The following is an 18,300-nucleotide window of genomic DNA, read 5'->3' on the forward strand; positions in this document are numbered from 1 at the left end:
GTGGGGGATCAACTGCCCGTAAAAGCCCGATTGGTGAGGGCTGATTAAAGTTTCACTTTATTTTTACTATCTTTGGAGGTGTTTAATATGCAATATGCATTTTCACGTATAAGGTTACGTAGTTTTTTTGGATGGATGATTATAGGGATGTTCCTAACGATGATTCCATTAAGTTTATCAGGTGCTTCTGACAATACGATAGAGTTCATGTCACAAATATCAATATTTTTCGTATTTCCACTATTGTGGCTATATTTAAAAACAAGTAAAAATAATGTTGTTTTTAAAAGTTTTTTTGATAAACCGGGACGTTTACATTGGGGATTAATTGTATTAGCAACGATAATGGGAATGATTTTTTCAGTCGGTATATCCCAAATTCAATTTTATATTTTAGCACATACTGTACCTAATTTCTTAGTTACTATGTTAGAAGATGGAAATGTAATTAATACGAGTAACATATATATGACTATATTTACTTTCATTTCAGCATGTGTATTAGCCCCAATAATGGAAGAGGTTATTTTTAGAGGGTTTTTCTTACAACGAATGGCATACAAATGGGGGATTAAACGAGCGGTTATTATATCCTCTCTTATTTTTGGACTAGGACATTTTGATGTTATCGGTGCTTTCATGTTCGGTGTTATTATGTGCCTTCTATACATAAAGACAAGAAGTATATGGACGAATATTGCTGTGCATGCTTTAAATAATTTGATTGCAACGAGTATGCAATTGGCAAGTGGAGATGAAAGTGACACAATCTCAATTGCGGAATTGCAGGTACAAAGTAATTTATGGATTGGCATTGGACTTGTGATTGTTGGATTACTTTGGTTAATCCCTTACATTTGGAAACAATGGCGTACGGTAAAAGAAGTAGGTGTGCCACCGATTCGTTTCATAAATGAAGAAAAAGTAGTGAATACATCAGAAGAAAATGAAATATATAGCCAAGTGATAGTAACAGATAGATTGATGGCTGTAGAACTGCCTGATGAAGCTGTAAATAAGCTTCGATTAGAAGAAAATGATTATGTAACAGTTTCTGTAGAAGAAGATAAAATTGTTATAAAGAAAGCGTATAATAGATAATTAAAAAGTAGCTCCTAAAGAGCTACTTTTTAATTTGTAATAATCTCTACACGAAAATTATTACCGTTCTTTACATATTTAATATCTGTAACGATCCGAACTGTTTTTAGAAGTTCAACTTTTTCACCAATTCGAGGGATGGTCGGAACATTGTCCCAAATACCAAGCAAGTCATCTAATTGTGCCGTTTTTTCATAAAACCAGATTTTCAATGTGAAGCCCCTTTCTCGAACTTTATGTATTTTAATACATAATATATTATTTTTATTCTTATTGTAAGGGGTTTTTCAATAATTTATGAATAAAAATAAATTAATTTTCTGGGAAGATATGTTCAATATCCGGAGTAAGAGCTACTTCTGATAATACGATATGAGAAACTGTCGTTGCATATGAAGAAACATCATTAATAAATTCTTCAAGTTCTACGAGTGAAGGAACAGAAATTTTTACAATGTAGCATAAGCTTCCTGTTACTCGGTAACAAAAACTTGCAGATGGATAAGATTGAATAAACTGTTGCATACGTGTTGTATCACCATTTTTTAAAGTGATTTCTAAAATGCAATCTAAAACAAGTCCTGCTTTTTTATAATCGATATCGATTGTGTATTTTTGAATAACTCCTTCACTTTCAAGTTTACGAACACGTTCTGTAGTAGACGGAGCGGATAAGTTTACTCGCTTTGCTAATTCGCGCATGGAAAGGCGACTATCATTATATAATTCATTTAAAATTTTTCGATCAACACGGTCTAGTTGCATTTGTAAACAAACCTCCATTAAAATGATATTTTTTGTAAAGGAAAAATATAAATTAAGATTCATATGAAATGTAAAGTGAACTTTATTTATTTTACAATAAAACAGAAGGAAATAGGAGGGGAAATGATGGAGAGGATTTCATTGTCAAATGTAGGAGATACAAAGTTTCAAAAGTTATTAGGGCATAATCCGGATATATTACATTCGTGGAGTGCGTTAGAGGATACAATGTACAATAAAGGAACTCTTTCAGCAGAGTTGAAGGAGCAAGTGAGACGGACATTAGCGTATGGGAATGAATGTCCGTACTGTATGGCAAAGGGAAGACCTGATGATATGCAAAAGGTAGAAGAAATGAGTGTAGCAGTTACTTTTGCGCATACATTTGTTCATGACCGAAAGGCGATAGAAGATAATATGTTTTATGTCTTAAAACAATATTGGACGGAAAAAGAAATTGTAGAGCTTTGCGCGTATATTTGTTTTATTACTGCGTCGCAGCAACTTGGTTTTCTGTTTCAATTACAGCCCAATTAAATAGGAGGGTAGTATGCTTAATCAAGTAGCACTTATAATCATTGATGTACAAGAAGCATTCAACTTGCCGTACTGGGGCACGAGGAATAACCTTTTTGCGGAAGAAAATATGAAAAGTTTGTTAGAGGAATGGAGAAAAAGGAAACTGCCAGTTTTTCATATTCAACATGTAAATAAAGAAAATGTTCAGTCGATGTTTTATCAATATGTGGAAACGGTAAACTTTAAAGAAGAAGTGCAACCAATGCCAGATGAAATAATAATCCGGAAATCCGTTAATAGCGCGTTCATTGGGACAAATTTAGAAGAACAATTAAGAGAGAAAAAATGTAATACTGTAGTGATTGTAGGATTAACAACAAATCATTGTGTGGAGACTACAACACGGATGGCAGGTAATTTAGGATTTACAACGTATGTAGTGAGCGATGCGACGGCTACATTCAATCGTAAAGTTCTGGACGGGATAGAGTATAGTGCAGAGGACATTCACAATATGACACTTGTAAACTTACATGATGAATTTGCTAAAATCGTTACGACTGAAGAGGCTTTAAAATTATTTTAAGAAAATAATTGCGGAATTATGTAGAAAAAAATAAGAATATTTCGTATAATCTAAGTATAATCATTTTGAAAATAGGGGTGTCACCATATGAAGAAAATTCCAGTAAAAAAAATAGAAGAGGTACTCGTTTTAGCAGGGGATGATAAACAAAAGCAAAAGGAATTTTATGAATTGCTCTTAACAACTGATTTTTATGTTGCTGGTTCATTAGAAGCAGAGGACGGAGCAACAGAAGGCACACTTCGTTTACGTCATTTCCAAGGAGAGGATAGATGGATCGTTCCATTCTTTACGCAATTGGAATTTGTAAAAGATGTGTTGCCAGAAGGGACACCCCTTATTACGATACGTGGAAAAGAATTATTTGGTAGCATCGAGAAAGATGCGACAGCTGTATTAAATGTTGGAACAGATATGAGTAAAACATTTATTCCAGAAGAAATCGCAGATATCTCATCTGGGCGAATCTTTAATTATTATAAGTAGAAGGAAAAGCTTAGTAGCTTTTCCTTTTTAATTTGAACATGGAGTGGCTATACCAGTAGAAATAGAAACAGTTTTGTTATTTGTATTTATTGTTGCTGTAGCTCCGAGGGGAATACCGATATTTGGGCTTATATGTCCAATTGGTAAACCGAATAGCACAGGTATATTATATGGCGTGAAATATTCATATAATATTGTTTGCAATGATTGGGATGGTTTAGAAGGGGTGCAGTCGTGACAACTTGTAAAAATAACGCCAATGCATTCATTAAACTGTCCAGATAAAAGTAGTTGATTTAACATCCGGTCAATGCGATATGGTTCTTCACCAATATCTTCAAGCAATAAAAGTTTATTTGCTGTATTTATCTCATAGGGCGAGCCAATTATACTTGTTAACACAGTTAAATTCCCTCCAACTAATGTACCTGAAACTGTATATGGAGAGGTAGGTACGATACATTCTGATGCATATAAGATAGATGAATACGGATGGAAGAGTTGATTGAAAGAAGATAGAGAGAGAGAATCTATACCTTTTCCTAATTCTTCAATCATTGGACCATGAAAAGTAACCAGCTCCGCATAACGTGAAAAGGCGGTATGCAAAGCTGTAATATCGCTATATCCCCAAAAAATTTTTGGATTCTGTTGAATAATTTCATATTGAATGTAAGGGAGAAGGCGAGCGCTTCCGTAACCACCCCGTGCACAAAAAATCGCTTTGACTTCAGTATTTGAAAATGCTTCATGTATATCATCAAGACGAACTTGATCACCTCCAGCTAAATATCCATATTTTTCATAAACACTCTTTCCAATTATTACGGATAATCCCATCTCTTTTAATACGTTCACGCCTTTTAAAACATTTTCGGGTGTTGGTGGGCCTGATGGAGCGATAACCATTACAGTGTCACCTTGTTTTAATGCATTTGGATAAATCATTGTATTCCCTCCTTCTCTTTCAATATATTCGCGTAGCGATGGTTCAATCCTTGTAAAAGAAGGGGAAAGTATGTCATATAAAGAAGGTATAAGGAAAGTAGGAGGGAAAATGATGTTTACAAGCCGAGTTACAGAAATATTACAAGTGAAAAATCCTATTATACAAGCGGGGATGGCAGGTGCCATTACAACGCCAGAGCTCGTTGCATCTGTAAGTAATGGCGGAGGGGTAGGTACGCTTGGAGCTGGCTATATGAGCCCAGAACAAATTCGTGAAGCTATTTATAAGATAAGGGAGTTAACAGATAAACCATTTGGTGTTAATTTACTTGTAACAAAAGAGGTAAAGATAGAAGAAGAAAAGGTAAAAGAGGCGAACGTATTACTGGGAGCGGTGAATAGAGAACTAGGTATAGAGGGAGAGCAGTCACCAAAGCTGCCGAAAAGCTATAAAGCGCAATTACAAGTATTATTAGAGGAAAAAGTACCGGTCGTTAGTTTTGCATTTCAAACGTTAGAAAAAGAAGAAATAGATGAATTAAAAAGGAGAGGGATAAAAGTTATCGGAACAGCTACCCATGTAGCAGAAGCGAAAGTACTTGCCGAGTTAGGGGTTGATATTATCGTCGGGCAAGGTAGTGAGGCAGGAGGGCATAGAGGAACGTTTATTGGGAAAGAGCGTGATGCTATGATTGGTACGTTTGCGTTAATTCCGCAATTAGTAGCAGCAGTACCTCATATCCCGATCGTTGCAGCAGGTGGTGTAATGAATGGGCAAGGGCTTGTTGCGGCATTTACACTGGGGGCAGAAGCTGTTCAAATGGGATCAGCCTTTTTAACGAGTGAAGAAAGTATTACACATGATGCATATAAAGAGGCCGTATTACAAAGTACAGATACGAGTACAACTGTAACTCGTGCGTTTTCCGGGAAATATGCACGGGGTATTCGTAATGAATTTATAGAGAAACATGAAGGGAAAGAAGAAGGGCTTCCGATGTATCCAGTGCAAAATGTATTAACTTCTAAAATACGCCAAGAAGCAGCAAAACAAAATAAAGGAGAATACATGTCGCTTTGGGCGGGACAAGCATCAGCATTAGCACGAATAGAGCCAGCTCAGCACGTAGTGAAACGTGTCATGAATGAAGCGGAGAACGTAATCGAACAATTACAAAATGTATATAGAAAAAGACCACTTGAATAATTCAAGCGGTCTTTTCATTAGTTTGCTTTATAAAATTGTTGGATGGCCTCGTCGATGTAAACCCAGCCTTTCCAACCTAAGTGCATATGATCTTTTAAGAAGTACTTATCATATTCATGATTTGAGAAGTCAGCAATTGGGTAGCCAGCTTTCTTAATTTGTTCATGAACTTTATTGTAGTATAATTCGCGTTTTTCTTTCGGGAAGCCAGCGTAATCATACCAAGGACCTTTTACAGGAACAGAAATGAAGAGTGGTTTTGCACCAGATTGTTTTAATAAATCAAGTACAATTTGTAAATCTTCATACTCTGGTGATTGGTCATAAGCATCATTTTTTAAGTAACCTTCACGTTGCTTTAATTTCTTCTTAATTTTGCTATTGAAGTAATCATCTTCGATACCATATTCGTTCGATCCAGATTCTACTGCGCCCGTTTGATCTGCATGTTTACGAGCCTCTTCCCAGTTCATTTGTTTTAATGAAGGGTCAAGTTTTTCTTTATGCGGTTTAATATCAAACATTGCTGTAAATAAATCTTTACGATCTAAAATGTTACGATAAATATAAGCGAAAGGTTTAGCAGCAAGTGCTTTTACTTTATGCTTTGTATCATCATAAACGATACCTTCAAGCGAAACTTTAAGTAAAGTTTCTTTCTTAACAATCTCAAAGTTTAGTAAACGTTTTGCAATTTGTTTTTTCATCTCAGGCTTTAAGTCATCATTGAAAAGCAAGTGATAGCCTTGTTGTTTTGAAAAGTTAGGTGCAAAGTGTGTTTCATCAATACCTTGTGGCACAAACCATTGCGGAGAAAGAACGAATACCATTTTCTTGTCTTTCAATTGATCCATTGTAGATGCAAAGTTTAATACGTGTACAAGGTCTTGTGTTCCACCGCGTCCAAGAAGGAATGGTGTGAACCCTTCAGGCTTTACTTTGAAATAATTTGATGGATGGAAAGCATCCATACGTGCGAATTCCGATGAACCGTACATCGGAAGATATTTCGGATCTGCTAACATCTTTTGCTGTAAAATCATACTTTGAATCTTTTCTTCTTTTAAAGAAGTCGCAGCTTGTTCTACTTTCTCATCACTTAAAAGTGGAAGTAGGAAGCGCGTCGGAATAAGTAAGAATACAGCAAAAAGGGCCAATGCTAAAAGCATCGGACCAAATTTTGCTTTGTTCATCGGATTTCTTCCAACTTCTTAATAACCATATTTGGTGTAGCCCATTCATCACGGTCAAAATCAGAAATAGACACTTCAATATCTAAACGCTCTTGGAATTCAACTAATAAAGATACTACAGCGAAAGAATCAAGAATACCTTCTTCAAATAATTGAACATCTAAGTTTTCTTTCACAATATCGTTTTCACATACTTCTTCTAAAATATCTAATACTTGCTCTTTGAATTCTGCCATTTTTAAAATCTCCTTTATATCCGAATATATTATATGTGCAACTTCTTAATGGAATAAGAAGGGTGCATTAAAAGTATCTGTTAAGGTGTCCAGAGAAGATTAGGAAACCGAAACATACAACGTGGAACGTAATTACAATCGCAAGGACATGCGTAAATTTATTATTTGGCCAAAACTTATGCTTCTTGTTTTTTCGTTCGAAAATATCGAACAAGATAAACAAGGCAGCATGATAAAGACCATAAATAATGTATTGATACACATGCTCACCAGTAATATGCCATATTCCCATGATGAAAAAGTTTAAAAATGCACCGATATACGAAATTGTGTAACGGTTTTTAATTAGCTTTTTCTTCGTTGCAAAAAAGACGAAACGCATGTAAATAAAGTCACGGAACCAGAATGATAAACTCATGTGCCAGCGGTTCCAGAAGTCTTTAATGTTACGACTAATAAATGGTTTATTAAAGTTTTCTGGAGTTTTAATTCCCATCATATAACTTACACCAATTACAAATGAGCTATAACCAGCAAAGTCAAAGAATAAATATAAGCTATAGCTATACATGTAAATCATATTTGATAGGATTGTATCTTGTTGAGCGAATGCCGGATCCATAAAATATTGCTTTATTAAGTAAGCAATAATAAATTTATACAAGAAACCTTGGAAAATACGGTTTAGCCCTGTATATAGTAAGTTTTGATATTCTTCTGCACTAGGTGGCTTTTGAATATCTTTTTGGAATCTGCGGTAACGATCGATAGGTCCTGTTGAGATAGCCGGGAAGAATAAAACGAATTCCCAAAAATTAAAGAAGGAAAGCTCTTTAATTAAATTATCACGAACTTCAAATACCATTTGTACTGCTCTAAATGTTACATAGGACATTCCTAAAAATACGACAAACTTTAGCTCAGGTACAAACGGTGCGACTTTTGCCAAAATAAGCGGTAAAATCGATAAAATAACAGCTATATAAAACCTAGATGTACTATTATTTTGTTTTCTTAATAATAAATAGCCTTTAATAAGGGCATATTGCCAAATAATAAATGCGGCTAACATTATTGCTTGCTTTGGTTTATCAGAGAAGATAATAACAAGCATTAATAATGTTAAAAAGGCATTATATTTACGCAACATTTTACCTTTTAATCCAGCTATGATAGTAGGTATTAATAAAATGCCCACTATAGCGAAAAAATAAAATGATCCATACGCGGTCATGCTGTAACCTCACTCAATAATTTTTTGCGATCTACCTTTCCATTTGGTGTCATTGGAATAGAAGATTGATACATGAATTTACGTGGAATCATGTAGTTTGGTAAACGCTCATTGAGTTCTTTTTTGATTGCAGATGTTAATTTGAATTCTTTTTCAAATGAATGCTCACCAGGAACAACAACCGCTAATAAATAATCGTATTTTTCACCTTTTTTAATTGGAACAATAACTGCTCCTTCTACGTAAGAACACGCACGAAGATGATGCTCAATTTCTTCTAATTCCATTCGATAACCATGAAGCTTAATTTGGAAATCAAGACGACCATTATAGAATAGAAGACCATTTTCAACATAGCCAGCATCGCCTGTTTTATAGGCGCGCTCACCGTCAATAATAGTAAATGCTTTTTCTGTTAATTCAGGGCTTCCTAAATATCCAACGCTTACGCTTGGACCGACAATTACGATTTCACCTTTTTCACCATCAGGTGCAATCGTGCCATCTTCTTTCATAATAAGAAGGCGACAGTCTGATTTACAGTAGCCAACTGGAAGTGATTTGTATTGATCAAGCACTTCTTCTGTAACGTGAATACCTGTTACAGCGACAGTAGCTTCTGTTGGACCATACGTATTCATAATTGTAGCTTTCGGGAAACGCTCAATTAATTTTCTAGCCACTTCATTTGGTAATACTTCACCGCAGAATAAGAATGTTTTCATGTTTGGTAGCATACTCTCAGAGAAAGATGCTTCCATTAAACACATTTCTGCGAAAGATGGTGTCGAAGTCCATACTTGTATATCCGATTGCTCTAAAGAAGCAAACAAGTCTTTTGGACGTGCAATCATATCTTTATCGATTGCCCAAAGTGTACCACCTGTTACTAATGATGGGTAAATATCCATTACAGATAAATCGAATGAGAAAGGTGCTTGGTTTAAGAATACTTGCCCTGTTTGTAAGTTGAAATCTTCTACAGCCCATTTTGTAAAGCTAACAAGGCAGTTATAAGTAATCTGAACCCCTTTCGGATTACCTGTACTTCCTGATGTGTAAATAATGTAGAAGTTCTCATCACCTTTTACCGCATGTTCAGGATTTGGAATGTTCCCTTTATGAGTAAAGAAAATATCTTTTAAGTTGTCTTCACTTACGATGCGAACTGGTAAATCAGTTACAGTTACTTCTGTTCCTGATAAAAGTAATTTCGCACCAGAATTTTCAGCGATACGTTGTACACGATCAGCTGGGATAGATAAATCTACAGGAATGTAAGCATGTCCAGCTTTTACACATCCTAAAAAGTTAATAATCATTTCAGGTTGCATATGTCCATACACCATGATTGGTGAACGATCATCTGGATACTCAGAAGAAATCCAATGTGCTAACGCATCAGAATCTTCCTTTAATTGTTTGTACGTAATTTTCGCATCTCGCCAAACAAAAGCGGTTTGATCAGGCGTTTCTGCAGCCCACTTTTCAATTTGTTCTAATAACTTCATAACGTTCCCACCCTAGAATTCATTGTAAATAAATGTACTTGTGTTTGTATCATGGAATCCATACAACCAAAGTAATGCAAATAAAATTGCAAGGTAATAAACCGTCTTTGCAACCCATTGTGTGAGTGGTCGAGACCATATCTCTTTTAATCTTTCCATGTCTTTCCCTCTCTTAATGAAATAATAGCTCTTTGTAGGTATCATGTCCTACATTATTGTGAAAAAAACAAAATTCCACATTTTAGGTAAAAATAAGACAAAAGGCTCTTTTCTGATATTAGCACTAAATACTAAAAAAGAAAATCCCTAACTTAGCAATTATATTACATTCAGCATGAATTTGTAATGGGTTTGTCATGTAAATAAAAAGTGGATTGTGTGAATACATAAAAGTGGATTATAAGAATACGAGAAAATATAATATTTGTTTCTTATTAATCGGTAGAGACTGAGCAAACTTTATATTTCTAGATCTTATTAAAAGGAGGAAATTATCATGAATATAGTGTGGAAGAGTCTTATTTCGGAAGAAAATATAATGAAATGGAGACGGCATTTCCATAAGTATCCGGAATTATCATTTCATGAAAAAGAAACTTCACAATTTATATATGATACATTATGCTCATTTTCTTCTTTTGAAGTAATGAGACCGACGAAGTATAGTGTACTAGCAATTAAAAGAGGGACGGGACAAGGGAAAGTAGTTGCGATTCGAGCTGATATAGATGCTTTACCAATTCAAGAGGAGACAAGGAAATCTTATACGTCTGTGAATAAAGGAATGATGCATGCATGTGGGCATGATGCTCACACAGCTATTTTGTTAAGTACAGCAGAGGTGCTATCAAATATAAAGGAAGATTTTGTAGGTGAGATTCGTCTCTTCTTTCAGCACGCAGAAGAGGTGTATCCCGGCGGGGGACAAGAAATGGTTGAGGCAGGTGTGATGGATGGTGTTGATTATGTAATAGGTTTACATGTTATGTCAGGACTCGAAAGCGGGAAAATCGGAATTGCGTATGGGCCGATGATGGCGGCACCAGACGTATTTACAGTTGAAATTCAAGGGAAAGGAGGGCATGCGGCGAGGCCAGAAGAAACGATAGATCCTATTGCTATCGGAGCGCAGATTATTACAAATTTACAACATATCGTATCAAGAAATACAAGTGCTTTCATGCAAAGAGTTGTTTCAGTTACGCAGTTTCATGGGGGAATGGCTGATAATATTATTCCTAATGCAGCAACTTTAATGGGAACTGTGCGTTCTTTTAATCAAGCGTTAAGAATAGAAGCAGAAGAGAAAATTGAACAAATCGTGAAAGGAATTACAAAGGCACATGGAGGAAAGTATACATATACGTATCGATACGGATATGATCCGGTTATTAATGATGAATATATTACGAAAGTAGTAGAAGAAAGTGCACTACATTTGTTTGGGAATGAGCGTGTTGTGAAGCTTGAACCTTCTATGGGAGGAGAAGATTTTTCAGCATATTTAAGAAAGGCACCGGGTTGCTTCATTAAATTGGGGACGGGGAATGAAAAGGTAGATACTTGTTATCCGCATCATCATCCGAAATTTGATGTAGATGAATCAGCTTTAATTTATGGAGTGGAATTATTTTTAGAGACAGCGATAAGACTACTAAAATCATAGAAAAGTATAAAAAAAGGCAACTGCGCTCTATCGCAGTTGCTTTTATTTCTTTCCGTCAGAGAGGGCTGAGAAAGAACTATGCTCATTTATAGTATATGAATAGCTAACGGACAAGCTTGTACATTTTCATCATTTTTTTAAAAATAGTTATTGACATTGATAATCACTGTCAATTAATCTAAGGGTAGTTGAAATTGATAATTATTATCAATAGGATGGATGAGACATGTTAATGAGAAAAAAATTTCACCTTCTGCGGAGGGGATTAAAAGATAAAAATAAAGATGTTGATCAGCATATGGAATGGCAACGAAATGTAATTCGTTCTGAATATGTAGATGAGAAGAGTCCGTTTCCAACAGAAAAAGAGATACAAGGTAAAAGGAGAGATTCAGTTGAGTAAGTTAGTAATGATTTTTGCAAGTATGAGTGGAAATACAGAGGAAATGGCTGATCATATTGCAGGTGCGATTCGTGAAACAGAAAATGAAATTGAAGTTATCGATATTATGGATTCACCAGAAGCTTCTATACTAGAACAGTATGATGGAATTATTTTAGGTGCTTATACTTGGGGAGATGGTGACCTTCCTGATGATTTCTTAGATTTTTATGACGCAATGGATTCTATTGATTTAAATGGGAAAAAAGCCGCAGTATTCGGGTCATGTGATTCGGCTTATCCGAAATACGGCGTGGCGGTTGACATTTTAATAGAAAAGCTACAAGAGCGCGGAGCTGCAGTTGTGTTAGAAGGACTAAAAGTAGAATTAACGCCAGAAGATGAAGATGTAGAAAAATGTTTACAGTTTGGAGCTGAATTTGTAAAACACCTTTCTTAATGGCAGAAGGGAGATGAAGAGCAAGTGCATGAGAAAATCGCAATCAAAACGATGACAGATTATCATTTGTATGATTTTATGCGTTGTCCGCATAAATTTTATTTCCGTCATATAAAAAGAAGAGAACCTTCTTCATTTGAATGGCAACAAATCGCACAAATGATTGTGAATCGAATTATTAATGAATATTACACACTACCTGCGGGCCAACAAACGAAAATCGTACTTTTAATATTAATAGAAAAGTATTGGAAAAAGGTAAGGATTAATATGTTTGCTTCACAGACGGAGTATTATATTGTGTTAGCGAAGTTAACGGATCACTTATTACAGTTTGTTGAAAGAGATGATAGTCAGACACCGCCGTTATTTTTATATGAAAAATTTCAAACATATATGGAAGAGTTAGGTGTCCACATGTCATTGACATTAGAAGTTGGTGAGTGGAGTACTGAGTCGTTTGTAATTAAAAAGTATGTTGTCGATGCGGATGAGGAAATGCTTGCTCTTTGTCAAAAGTTAATGACAGTATTCAGTTATAAAGCTTTCGGTATTCTTCCAGGAAAAATTGAAGTTATTAATTTAATAGAAGGAACTAAGTATGAGTACATTCCGAAACAGGAAGATATTATAACTGGCATGGCTGATTTATCTAGAATGAAAGAAATGTTGCAACAACCTGAGCATTATACAGAGCGTCATTTTCGTTCTGAGTGTATGAGTTGTGCGTTTCGTAGTGAATGCCAAAGGGAAGAAGTAAAGAAAGAAGCGAAGCAGAAGAAAAATATCGTACATTAAAGGATGCAATTTTGCATCCTTGTTTGTTATTGACATGAAAAGCTTTTCATCATTTACCGTATATTTGTAGCAGATTAATAAAGGGAGGAATAATCAATGAAAGATGAAACGAAAGTATTTCAATGGTTAAAAGAACAGAATGCTCCTTTTGGGATTCAACTGCAAATTTTACAAGCGTTTCAACTGTATAAAGTCATTGTTGAAATGGATAAAAAGTTAATGATGTATGAGGAGAAAGAATATAGGGAGAGAATTTAATCTCGGCCCTGTAATATCGCTTTCAGTTGTTTTACACTCGCATTTAATTCTATTTCGTTATTTGTCTCAATGTTATAAATAAGGTTATGTAGTAAAGGGCTGTATTGATAAAAACTAGTGACGCGGTGAATGAGTAATGGATCAGGATGAGAACTAAGTGTACTGTATTGTTCGTATACAGATGTAGTAAATTCACGTCCGAAATCATAATATAGTCCAGCAAAATCAAAAGCAGGATCGCCAATTTGAGCATCACCGAAATCGATAACTCCTGAAATGGTTTTGTTTTGGTTGTCAAATAAAATGTGATGATGTGTAAAGTCAGCGTGAATGATTGTATTTTGAAAGGTAGATTGAGCTATATCGGCAAAGAAGTTTTCGAATAAACAATTTAACGCTGATTTCTGTAATGAGGTAAAACTGTTAGTAAGATATTGATTTAATTTTGTTTGTAGCTCTTTCCAGTAGGTAAGTGTTTTTTCGATAGGGAAACCCAGCGTTTCAACACGCTTTAAAGGAATACTATGTAAAGTCGCAAGGAAAGTGGCTAACTGTGTAATAATTACTTCAAGTTCTTTTTTCTCTAACTTGGCAACTATTTCAGTTTTTAACGGTTTACCATGAATGAGAGGATAATAGCTACAAAATGGAACAGTATCACAATCATTCTTATACAATAGGTGATACTTAGGAATTTCGATTCTTTGTAATGAATGAGAAAGAATGGTGCATAGTTCTTTTTCTAACGGAATTCGGTTTGCATATTCAGGTCTTCGCGGGAAACGAAAGAGTAGATCGTCATTTATAATAACCGCTATATTATCCCAGCCTTCTTCATTTTGCTTATATGAATGTATAGAAAGGCCAGGCAGGGCTTGTTTTATATATTGCTTGTAATAATTCATAGTCACTCCTCATTTCTAATTAAAAGTTAAATTATTCTACTTTATAATATCAGAATCTTCTTTCTTTTTGGTGATCTATAATTATAATTTGAAGGAAGGTTGGTGTGTATTACGAAGAAAAGAATGTTAATCATTTCTATATGTATCGCTTTTGGTTATATAAAGAGACAGTTTTTGCTACCTTTAAACCGATAGATCAGTACGAGTTAAATCAGGAAATAAAGAACAAGGGTATAGAAATTTTAACTGATAAAGAAGTGAAAATGATAGGAGAACACTTTGTGACAGCGTAACTATCAGTGTTTGAGTTTGATAATAAAGAAGATGTGAAGATAAAAAGCGAAGAGCTATTTATAAATAGAGGGCATGAACAATTAATGAAAAATTATTATCCAAATCGTTTTCGGAATTTAGAGTATAAATTTACAAACGAGGAGGTACGTGAAATGACGGATGAGAGTTTTCGCTATCATGCTGTAGCGTACGTTGCTGGTACTGAAAATGGTAAGAGAAGTGAAATGAAATTATGATATGAAAATTGTAAAGGTTAATAATATATTTATGGTGTTGGAGCACAAGCAGTATGTACAATAAAAAACCCTCTAGTGGAAGAGGGACTTTAAAGATTTTCATTTTGTTGCCCAAGTTCTTTTTGAGCAATGTATAAGTTTCCTTGCTCAATTTGTTTAAGTGTATGAACAGAATCCCCTGCATATCCTTTTTCTGTTTTAACAGTTCTTTTTGAACGATTAGAATCTTGTTTCTTCATATAATAGACCGCCTTCCATTAAAAATAAACGAAAATGATGAGTACGAGTAACACAGCGGCAAAAATGGTAATGCCCATTAAAAAAGAAGTGTTTTTATATTTAGGTGGCTTATGTACATCTTGCCGATATCCAGGTGAAATTTCAGGGGCGAATTCTTCATCGAATGATTGTTTCTTTTGTTTTTCGTCCATATGTATCCACCTTTCTTTTTCATTATGTTACACGTTACAAGAAAAAATATGCACGAAGAAAACAGCCGCTATATCATTAGCGGCTGTTTTGCGTTGTATATTTTCTCTGAACTTGAAAGAGACGGATAAGCAGGAAGATTGCTCCAAATGCTAGACCGATAATAAGGCCGATCCAATACCCTTTTGCGGCCCAATCAGTATAAGTTGCTAATATGTAGCCAAGAGGTAGACCGATGACCCAATAGGCGATCAATGTCATAATTAAGGCAACATTTACATCTTTATAACCACGAAGTGCTCCTTGTACTGGAGTTGCAATTGCATCTGAAATTTGAAATAAAATCGCGAAGATAAGAAATTCTTTTGCTAAATGGTGGACATTTGCATTTGTCGTATAAATAGAAGCAATTTCATCATCAAAGAAATAAAGAAGGATTGAATATAAAAGAGCGAAAGCAAGAGCTAATCCAATTCCGATAAATCCATATTGTTTCGCATTATTGTATCGTTTTGCTCCAACTTCAAATCCAACGGCTATCGTCATTGCCATGGCTAAACTTAAAGGAGTCATATATAACAAGGAAGCAAAGTTCATAGCTGCTTGATGTGCTGCTATTGTTGTCGTACTAAAATTACTCATCATAAGTGTTACTGCAGCGAAAATACTCGTCTCAAAAAAGATAGCAAATCCGATAGGGACGCCAAGTTTCAGGAATTCCTTCCAGCTCGTAAAGGAAGGGCGGTATAACTGTTTAAAGATATTGAAAGAAGCGAAAGGCTCTTTCGTACGAATAATAATGACTGTAATAATTAAAATACACCAATATGTTGCCGCAGAAGCGATTGCCGCACCAACACCACCGAGTTTTGGAAAACCAAAGTGACCAAAAATTAATAAGTAATTTAATACTACGTTAATTGGTAATGATAGTAATGTAATAATCATCGTTGTTCGAGTTTTTCCTAATGCATCAATAAATCCACGTAAGACGGTGTAAATAAATAAAGGGATAATTCCAATCGCGATAATACTTAAAAATTGTGCTGCAATACGTTCCACAGGTTCTTCTAATTGCATGCCATTTAAAATAGGTGAAACAGCGAAGAGTCCGATAAGGATAACAACGAAACTAGCACAAATTGCTAAATATACTGCTTGTATGACAATGTGGGGAACGTCCTCCTTTTTCTTTGATCCAACGAGCTGTGCAACAATAGGAGTAGTAGCCATTAAAATTCCGGTTAAGCCGGTACTAACGGGAAGCCATATACTTGTTCCGATAGCAACCCCCGCTAAATCAATAGGACTTGCATGTCCTGACATTGTCGTATCAAAAAAGCTCATCGCAAATAATGACATTTGCGTTACAAAAATCGGGAAAAAGAGTAATAAAAATTGCTTTAACTTTTGTGAGAATGAAGTAGTTTCTTTCATAAAATCCCCTTTCAACGTAAAAAACAAACTCTTATTATCATACAATTTAATCAAAAAATAGAAAAGAAATAAGCGTATACCACAGATGAAATCAATAAAAAAAGGATGCACTTTGAAAAGGGATAAGGTATTATGATAAGGTGTGAAAAAATTACATATTCGTTATTAAGGAGGCACTACTTGTGGCTGATTGGTTAATTGGATTAATCATGGGTGCTGTTGAAGGTTTAACAGAGTTTTTACCAGTATCATCAACAGGACATATGATTTTAACAGGACACTTAATTGGATTTGAAGACGATAGAGCAAAAGTTTTCGAAGTTGTTATTCAGTTGGGATCGATTTTAGCAGTTGTTGTTATATTTTGGAAGCGTTTATGGTCATTAGTTGGAATAGGGAAAGTAACAGATGGGCCATCGTTAAATTTATTACATATTATTATCGGGATGATCCCTGCCGGAATTCTTGGCGTATTATTCCATAGTACAATTAAAGAAGTTTTATTCGGTCCAGGACCGGTTGTTATTAGCTTAGTAGCTGGTGGTATTTTAATGATTGTTGCTGAGAAGTTTTCAAAACCAAGTACAGCAAGAACGTTAGATGAAATCACATATAAGCAAGCATTTACAATTGGAATGTTCCAATGTTTAGCACTTTGGCCAGGATTTTCTCGTTCTGGATCGACAATAAGTGGTGGTTTGTTAGCTCGCGTTTCGCATACAGCGGCAGCTGAATATACGTTCATTTTAGCGGTGCCAATGATGGTAGCTGCAAGTGGCTTAGATTTAATTAAAAGCTGGGATATATTAAGCTCGGCTGATATAACGTTATTTGCAACTGGATTTATTACAGCATTTGTTGTTGCGTTGCTTGCAATCGTTTCATTCTTAAAATTATTAGCTCGTGTAAAACTAACACCGTTCGCTTATTACCGTTTCGTTTTAGCTGCGGTATTCTATTTCTTCATTATGTAAGAATAAATTGTCAGCAATCCCCTATAGAATAGACATTTGAAAAAAAGTCTATTCTATAGGGGATTTTTTTATAGCGAGAGAAAAATGAAACTTTTACCTTCAATTACTTGTATTTCACCATGTGAAATATGTCATAATGATTTCATTATAATAATTTTAAGAAAAACAATAGGGTATTTGAGAGGGGCAATTTAGTGAGTTTTGCAATAGAAATAGTAATTCCAGCACCAATTGATGTTGTATTTGATTATGTACACAATGACGAGAAAATACTAGAATGGAGTACCTTTATGGTAGAAAATAGGTATCCTTCAAATGTAGATGTTGAAAACCCTCGTGAAGGTGACAAATATATATCTGTGCAAAAGATGGGGAAGAAAATATATGAATTTGAGGCGGAAATTTTAGAGTATGATGAACCGTATATCGTTTCAGTTGGATGTGAGATGAAGCAAGGTTATACAGCTGCAACTTATATGTTAGAAGAGGATGAAGAAGGTACATCGCTTACTTTAATCGTAGAATTTGAACCGAAGAATTTTTTATATAAGATTATGTACAAATTGACTGGGTGGATGACACGTGGAATATACATGGGTGAAATGGAACGTTTAGCAGAGTGCGTAGATGCTGTATATTCTCAGAAAAAAGGATTATAATTTTGTTTAATAAAAA

Annotated in this window: 24 protein-coding genes and 1 pseudogene; 13 read left to right on the forward strand and 12 right to left on the reverse strand. The window is 34.9% G+C overall.

Annotated features, from left to right (window positions below; translation table 11 throughout):
* The first annotated feature begins 87 nt into the window (after positions 1-87).
* On the forward strand, positions 88-1,101 hold the full coding sequence (locus tag MRBLBA3_RS05320; RefSeq protein ID WP_363380070.1) for a CPBP family intramembrane glutamic endopeptidase: 1,014 nt from the start codon (positions 88-90) through the stop codon (positions 1,099-1,101).
* 29 nt (positions 1,102-1,130) lie between these two features.
* On the opposite strand, the gene MRBLBA3_RS05325 is transcribed toward MRBLBA3_RS05320, so the two are convergent.
* Both MRBLBA3_RS05325 and MRBLBA3_RS05330 read right to left on the reverse strand, forming a co-directional pair.
* A complete protein-coding gene (locus MRBLBA3_RS05325; protein WP_000707108.1) occupies positions 1,131-1,313 on the reverse strand; it encodes a DUF3913 family protein in 183 nt (60 codons plus the stop codon).
* 100 nt (positions 1,314-1,413) lie between these two features.
* The gene (locus MRBLBA3_RS05330) at positions 1,414-1,866 is read right to left on the reverse strand and encodes an Lrp/AsnC family transcriptional regulator (RefSeq protein ID WP_001175508.1); all 453 of its coding nucleotides are present in this window, start codon (positions 1,864-1,866) and stop codon (positions 1,414-1,416) included.
* A 63-nt stretch (positions 1,867-1,929) separates the two neighbouring features.
* Between MRBLBA3_RS05330 and MRBLBA3_RS05335 the strand changes: the two genes are divergently transcribed.
* The 3 genes from MRBLBA3_RS05335 to MRBLBA3_RS05345 all read left to right on the forward strand — a co-directional run bounded on the left by MRBLBA3_RS05335 (position 1,930) and on the right by MRBLBA3_RS05345 (position 3,457).
* On the forward strand, positions 1,930-2,403 hold the full coding sequence (locus MRBLBA3_RS05335) for a carboxymuconolactone decarboxylase family protein (protein WP_141528890.1): 474 nt from the start codon (positions 1,930-1,932) through the stop codon (positions 2,401-2,403).
* Between the two features lie 13 nt (positions 2,404-2,416).
* Entirely contained in the window at positions 2,417-2,971 is a 555-nt protein-coding gene (locus MRBLBA3_RS05340) for a cysteine hydrolase family protein (RefSeq protein ID WP_097811492.1), read from the forward strand.
* An 87-nt stretch (positions 2,972-3,058) separates the two neighbouring features.
* Entirely contained in the window at positions 3,059-3,457 is a 399-nt protein-coding gene (locus MRBLBA3_RS05345) for an SseB family protein (protein WP_000723762.1), read from the forward strand.
* Between the two features lie 27 nt (positions 3,458-3,484).
* On the opposite strand, the gene MRBLBA3_RS05350 is transcribed toward MRBLBA3_RS05345, so the two are convergent.
* Positions 3,485-4,405, reverse strand: coding sequence for a S66 peptidase family protein (locus tag MRBLBA3_RS05350; RefSeq protein ID WP_363380076.1), 921 nt, complete (start codon positions 4,403-4,405; stop codon positions 3,485-3,487).
* A gap of 70 nt (positions 4,406-4,475) precedes the next feature.
* Between MRBLBA3_RS05350 and MRBLBA3_RS05355 the strand changes: the two genes are divergently transcribed.
* On the forward strand, positions 4,476-5,612 hold the full coding sequence (locus MRBLBA3_RS05355; protein WP_363380078.1) for an NAD(P)H-dependent flavin oxidoreductase: 1,137 nt from the start codon (positions 4,476-4,478) through the stop codon (positions 5,610-5,612).
* Between the two features lie 17 nt (positions 5,613-5,629).
* Here MRBLBA3_RS05355 and dltD read toward each other — a convergent pair whose 3' ends face one another.
* The 5 genes from dltD to MRBLBA3_RS05380 form a co-directional block, all read right to left on the reverse strand.
* On the reverse strand, positions 5,630-6,805 hold the full coding sequence (gene dltD, locus MRBLBA3_RS05360; protein WP_001030276.1) for a D-alanyl-lipoteichoic acid biosynthesis protein DltD: 1,176 nt from the start codon (positions 6,803-6,805) through the stop codon (positions 5,630-5,632).
* A complete protein-coding gene (dltC, locus tag MRBLBA3_RS05365) occupies positions 6,802-7,041 on the reverse strand; it encodes a D-alanine--poly(phosphoribitol) ligase subunit DltC (RefSeq protein WP_000807310.1) in 240 nt (79 codons plus the stop codon). The genes dltD and dltC overlap by 4 nt, the downstream gene beginning before the upstream one ends.
* 67 nt (positions 7,042-7,108) lie before the next feature.
* The gene (gene dltB / locus MRBLBA3_RS05370; protein ID WP_000127920.1) at positions 7,109-8,275 is read right to left on the reverse strand and encodes a D-alanyl-lipoteichoic acid biosynthesis protein DltB; all 1,167 of its coding nucleotides are present in this window, start codon (positions 8,273-8,275) and stop codon (positions 7,109-7,111) included.
* Positions 8,272-9,786: a D-alanine--poly(phosphoribitol) ligase subunit DltA gene (gene dltA / locus MRBLBA3_RS05375; RefSeq protein WP_000770511.1), complete on the reverse strand. Its 1,515-nt coding sequence runs from the start codon at positions 9,784-9,786 to the stop codon at positions 8,272-8,274. The genes dltB and dltA overlap by 4 nt, the downstream gene beginning before the upstream one ends.
* Before the next feature lie 12 nt (positions 9,787-9,798).
* Complete coding sequence (locus MRBLBA3_RS05380; RefSeq protein WP_000440293.1) at positions 9,799-9,945, reverse strand: teichoic acid D-Ala incorporation-associated protein DltX; 147 nt, start codon at positions 9,943-9,945, stop codon at positions 9,799-9,801.
* A gap of 337 nt (positions 9,946-10,282) precedes the next feature.
* On the opposite strand from MRBLBA3_RS05380, the gene amaA reads away from it, so the two are divergent.
* From amaA to MRBLBA3_RS05405, 5 genes are all read left to right on the forward strand, one after another.
* Positions 10,283-11,452 (forward strand): N-acyl-aliphatic-L-amino acid amidohydrolase, encoded by a 1,170-nt coding sequence (amaA, locus tag MRBLBA3_RS05385; RefSeq protein WP_097811491.1) that lies wholly within the window; start codon positions 10,283-10,285, stop codon positions 11,450-11,452.
* Positions 11,453-11,678: 226 nt separating this feature from the next.
* On the forward strand, positions 11,679-11,855 hold the full coding sequence (locus MRBLBA3_RS05390; protein WP_002100180.1) for a hypothetical protein: 177 nt from the start codon (positions 11,679-11,681) through the stop codon (positions 11,853-11,855).
* Positions 11,848-12,294: a flavodoxin gene (locus MRBLBA3_RS05395; protein WP_000041145.1), complete on the forward strand. Its 447-nt coding sequence runs from the start codon at positions 11,848-11,850 to the stop codon at positions 12,292-12,294. The genes MRBLBA3_RS05390 and MRBLBA3_RS05395 overlap by 8 nt, the downstream gene beginning before the upstream one ends.
* A 24-nt stretch (positions 12,295-12,318) precedes the next feature.
* Positions 12,319-13,092, forward strand: coding sequence for a hypothetical protein (locus MRBLBA3_RS05400; protein WP_363380084.1), 774 nt, complete (start codon positions 12,319-12,321; stop codon positions 13,090-13,092).
* 96 nt (positions 13,093-13,188) lie between these two features.
* Positions 13,189-13,350 carry a hypothetical protein gene (locus MRBLBA3_RS05405; RefSeq protein ID WP_000651091.1) on the forward strand — a complete coding sequence of 54 codons (162 nt, stop codon included), beginning with the start codon at positions 13,189-13,191 and terminating at the stop codon, positions 13,348-13,350.
* On the opposite strand, the gene MRBLBA3_RS05410 is transcribed toward MRBLBA3_RS05405, so the two are convergent.
* On the reverse strand, positions 13,347-14,255 hold the full coding sequence (locus MRBLBA3_RS05410) for an aminoglycoside phosphotransferase family protein (protein WP_001110363.1): 909 nt from the start codon (positions 14,253-14,255) through the stop codon (positions 13,347-13,349). The two genes, MRBLBA3_RS05405 and MRBLBA3_RS05410, sit on opposite strands and share 4 nt — an antisense overlap.
* Positions 14,256-14,378: 123 nt before the next feature.
* Between MRBLBA3_RS05410 and MRBLBA3_RS05415 the strand changes: the two are divergent.
* A pseudogene (locus MRBLBA3_RS05415) lies at positions 14,379-14,849 on the forward strand (biotin transporter BioY).
* Between the two features lie 25 nt (positions 14,850-14,874).
* Here MRBLBA3_RS05415 and MRBLBA3_RS05420 read toward each other — a convergent pair.
* The 3 genes from MRBLBA3_RS05420 to MRBLBA3_RS05430 all read right to left on the reverse strand — a co-directional run bounded on the left by MRBLBA3_RS05420 (position 14,875) and on the right by MRBLBA3_RS05430 (position 16,651).
* Entirely contained in the window at positions 14,875-15,024 is a 150-nt protein-coding gene (locus MRBLBA3_RS05420) for a hypothetical protein (protein ID WP_000743736.1), read from the reverse strand.
* Between the two features lie 18 nt (positions 15,025-15,042).
* Positions 15,043-15,216, reverse strand: coding sequence for a hypothetical protein (locus tag MRBLBA3_RS05425; protein WP_000343684.1), 174 nt, complete (start codon positions 15,214-15,216; stop codon positions 15,043-15,045).
* A gap of 76 nt (positions 15,217-15,292) precedes the next feature.
* Complete coding sequence (locus tag MRBLBA3_RS05430) at positions 15,293-16,651, reverse strand: MATE family efflux transporter (RefSeq protein ID WP_000665541.1); 1,359 nt, start codon at positions 16,649-16,651, stop codon at positions 15,293-15,295.
* A gap of 182 nt (positions 16,652-16,833) precedes the next feature.
* On the opposite strand from MRBLBA3_RS05430, the gene uppP reads away from it, so the two are divergent.
* Together uppP and MRBLBA3_RS05440 are read left to right on the forward strand one after the other, a co-directional pair.
* Entirely contained in the window at positions 16,834-17,625 is a 792-nt protein-coding gene (uppP, locus tag MRBLBA3_RS05435) for a bacitracin resistance undecaprenyl-diphosphatase (protein WP_000796259.1), read from the forward strand.
* Positions 17,626-17,819: 194 nt separating this feature from the next.
* Positions 17,820-18,284, forward strand: a complete 465-nt coding sequence (locus MRBLBA3_RS05440; protein ID WP_000006432.1) for an SRPBCC family protein — start codon at positions 17,820-17,822, stop codon at positions 18,282-18,284.
* Positions 18,285-18,300 lie beyond the last annotated feature (16 nt).

It is taken from the genome of Bacillus sp. LBA3-1-1.1, from assembly GCF_040676495.1.
Lineage (GTDB): Bacteria > Bacillota > Bacilli > Bacillales > Bacillaceae_G > Bacillus_A > Bacillus_A nitratireducens.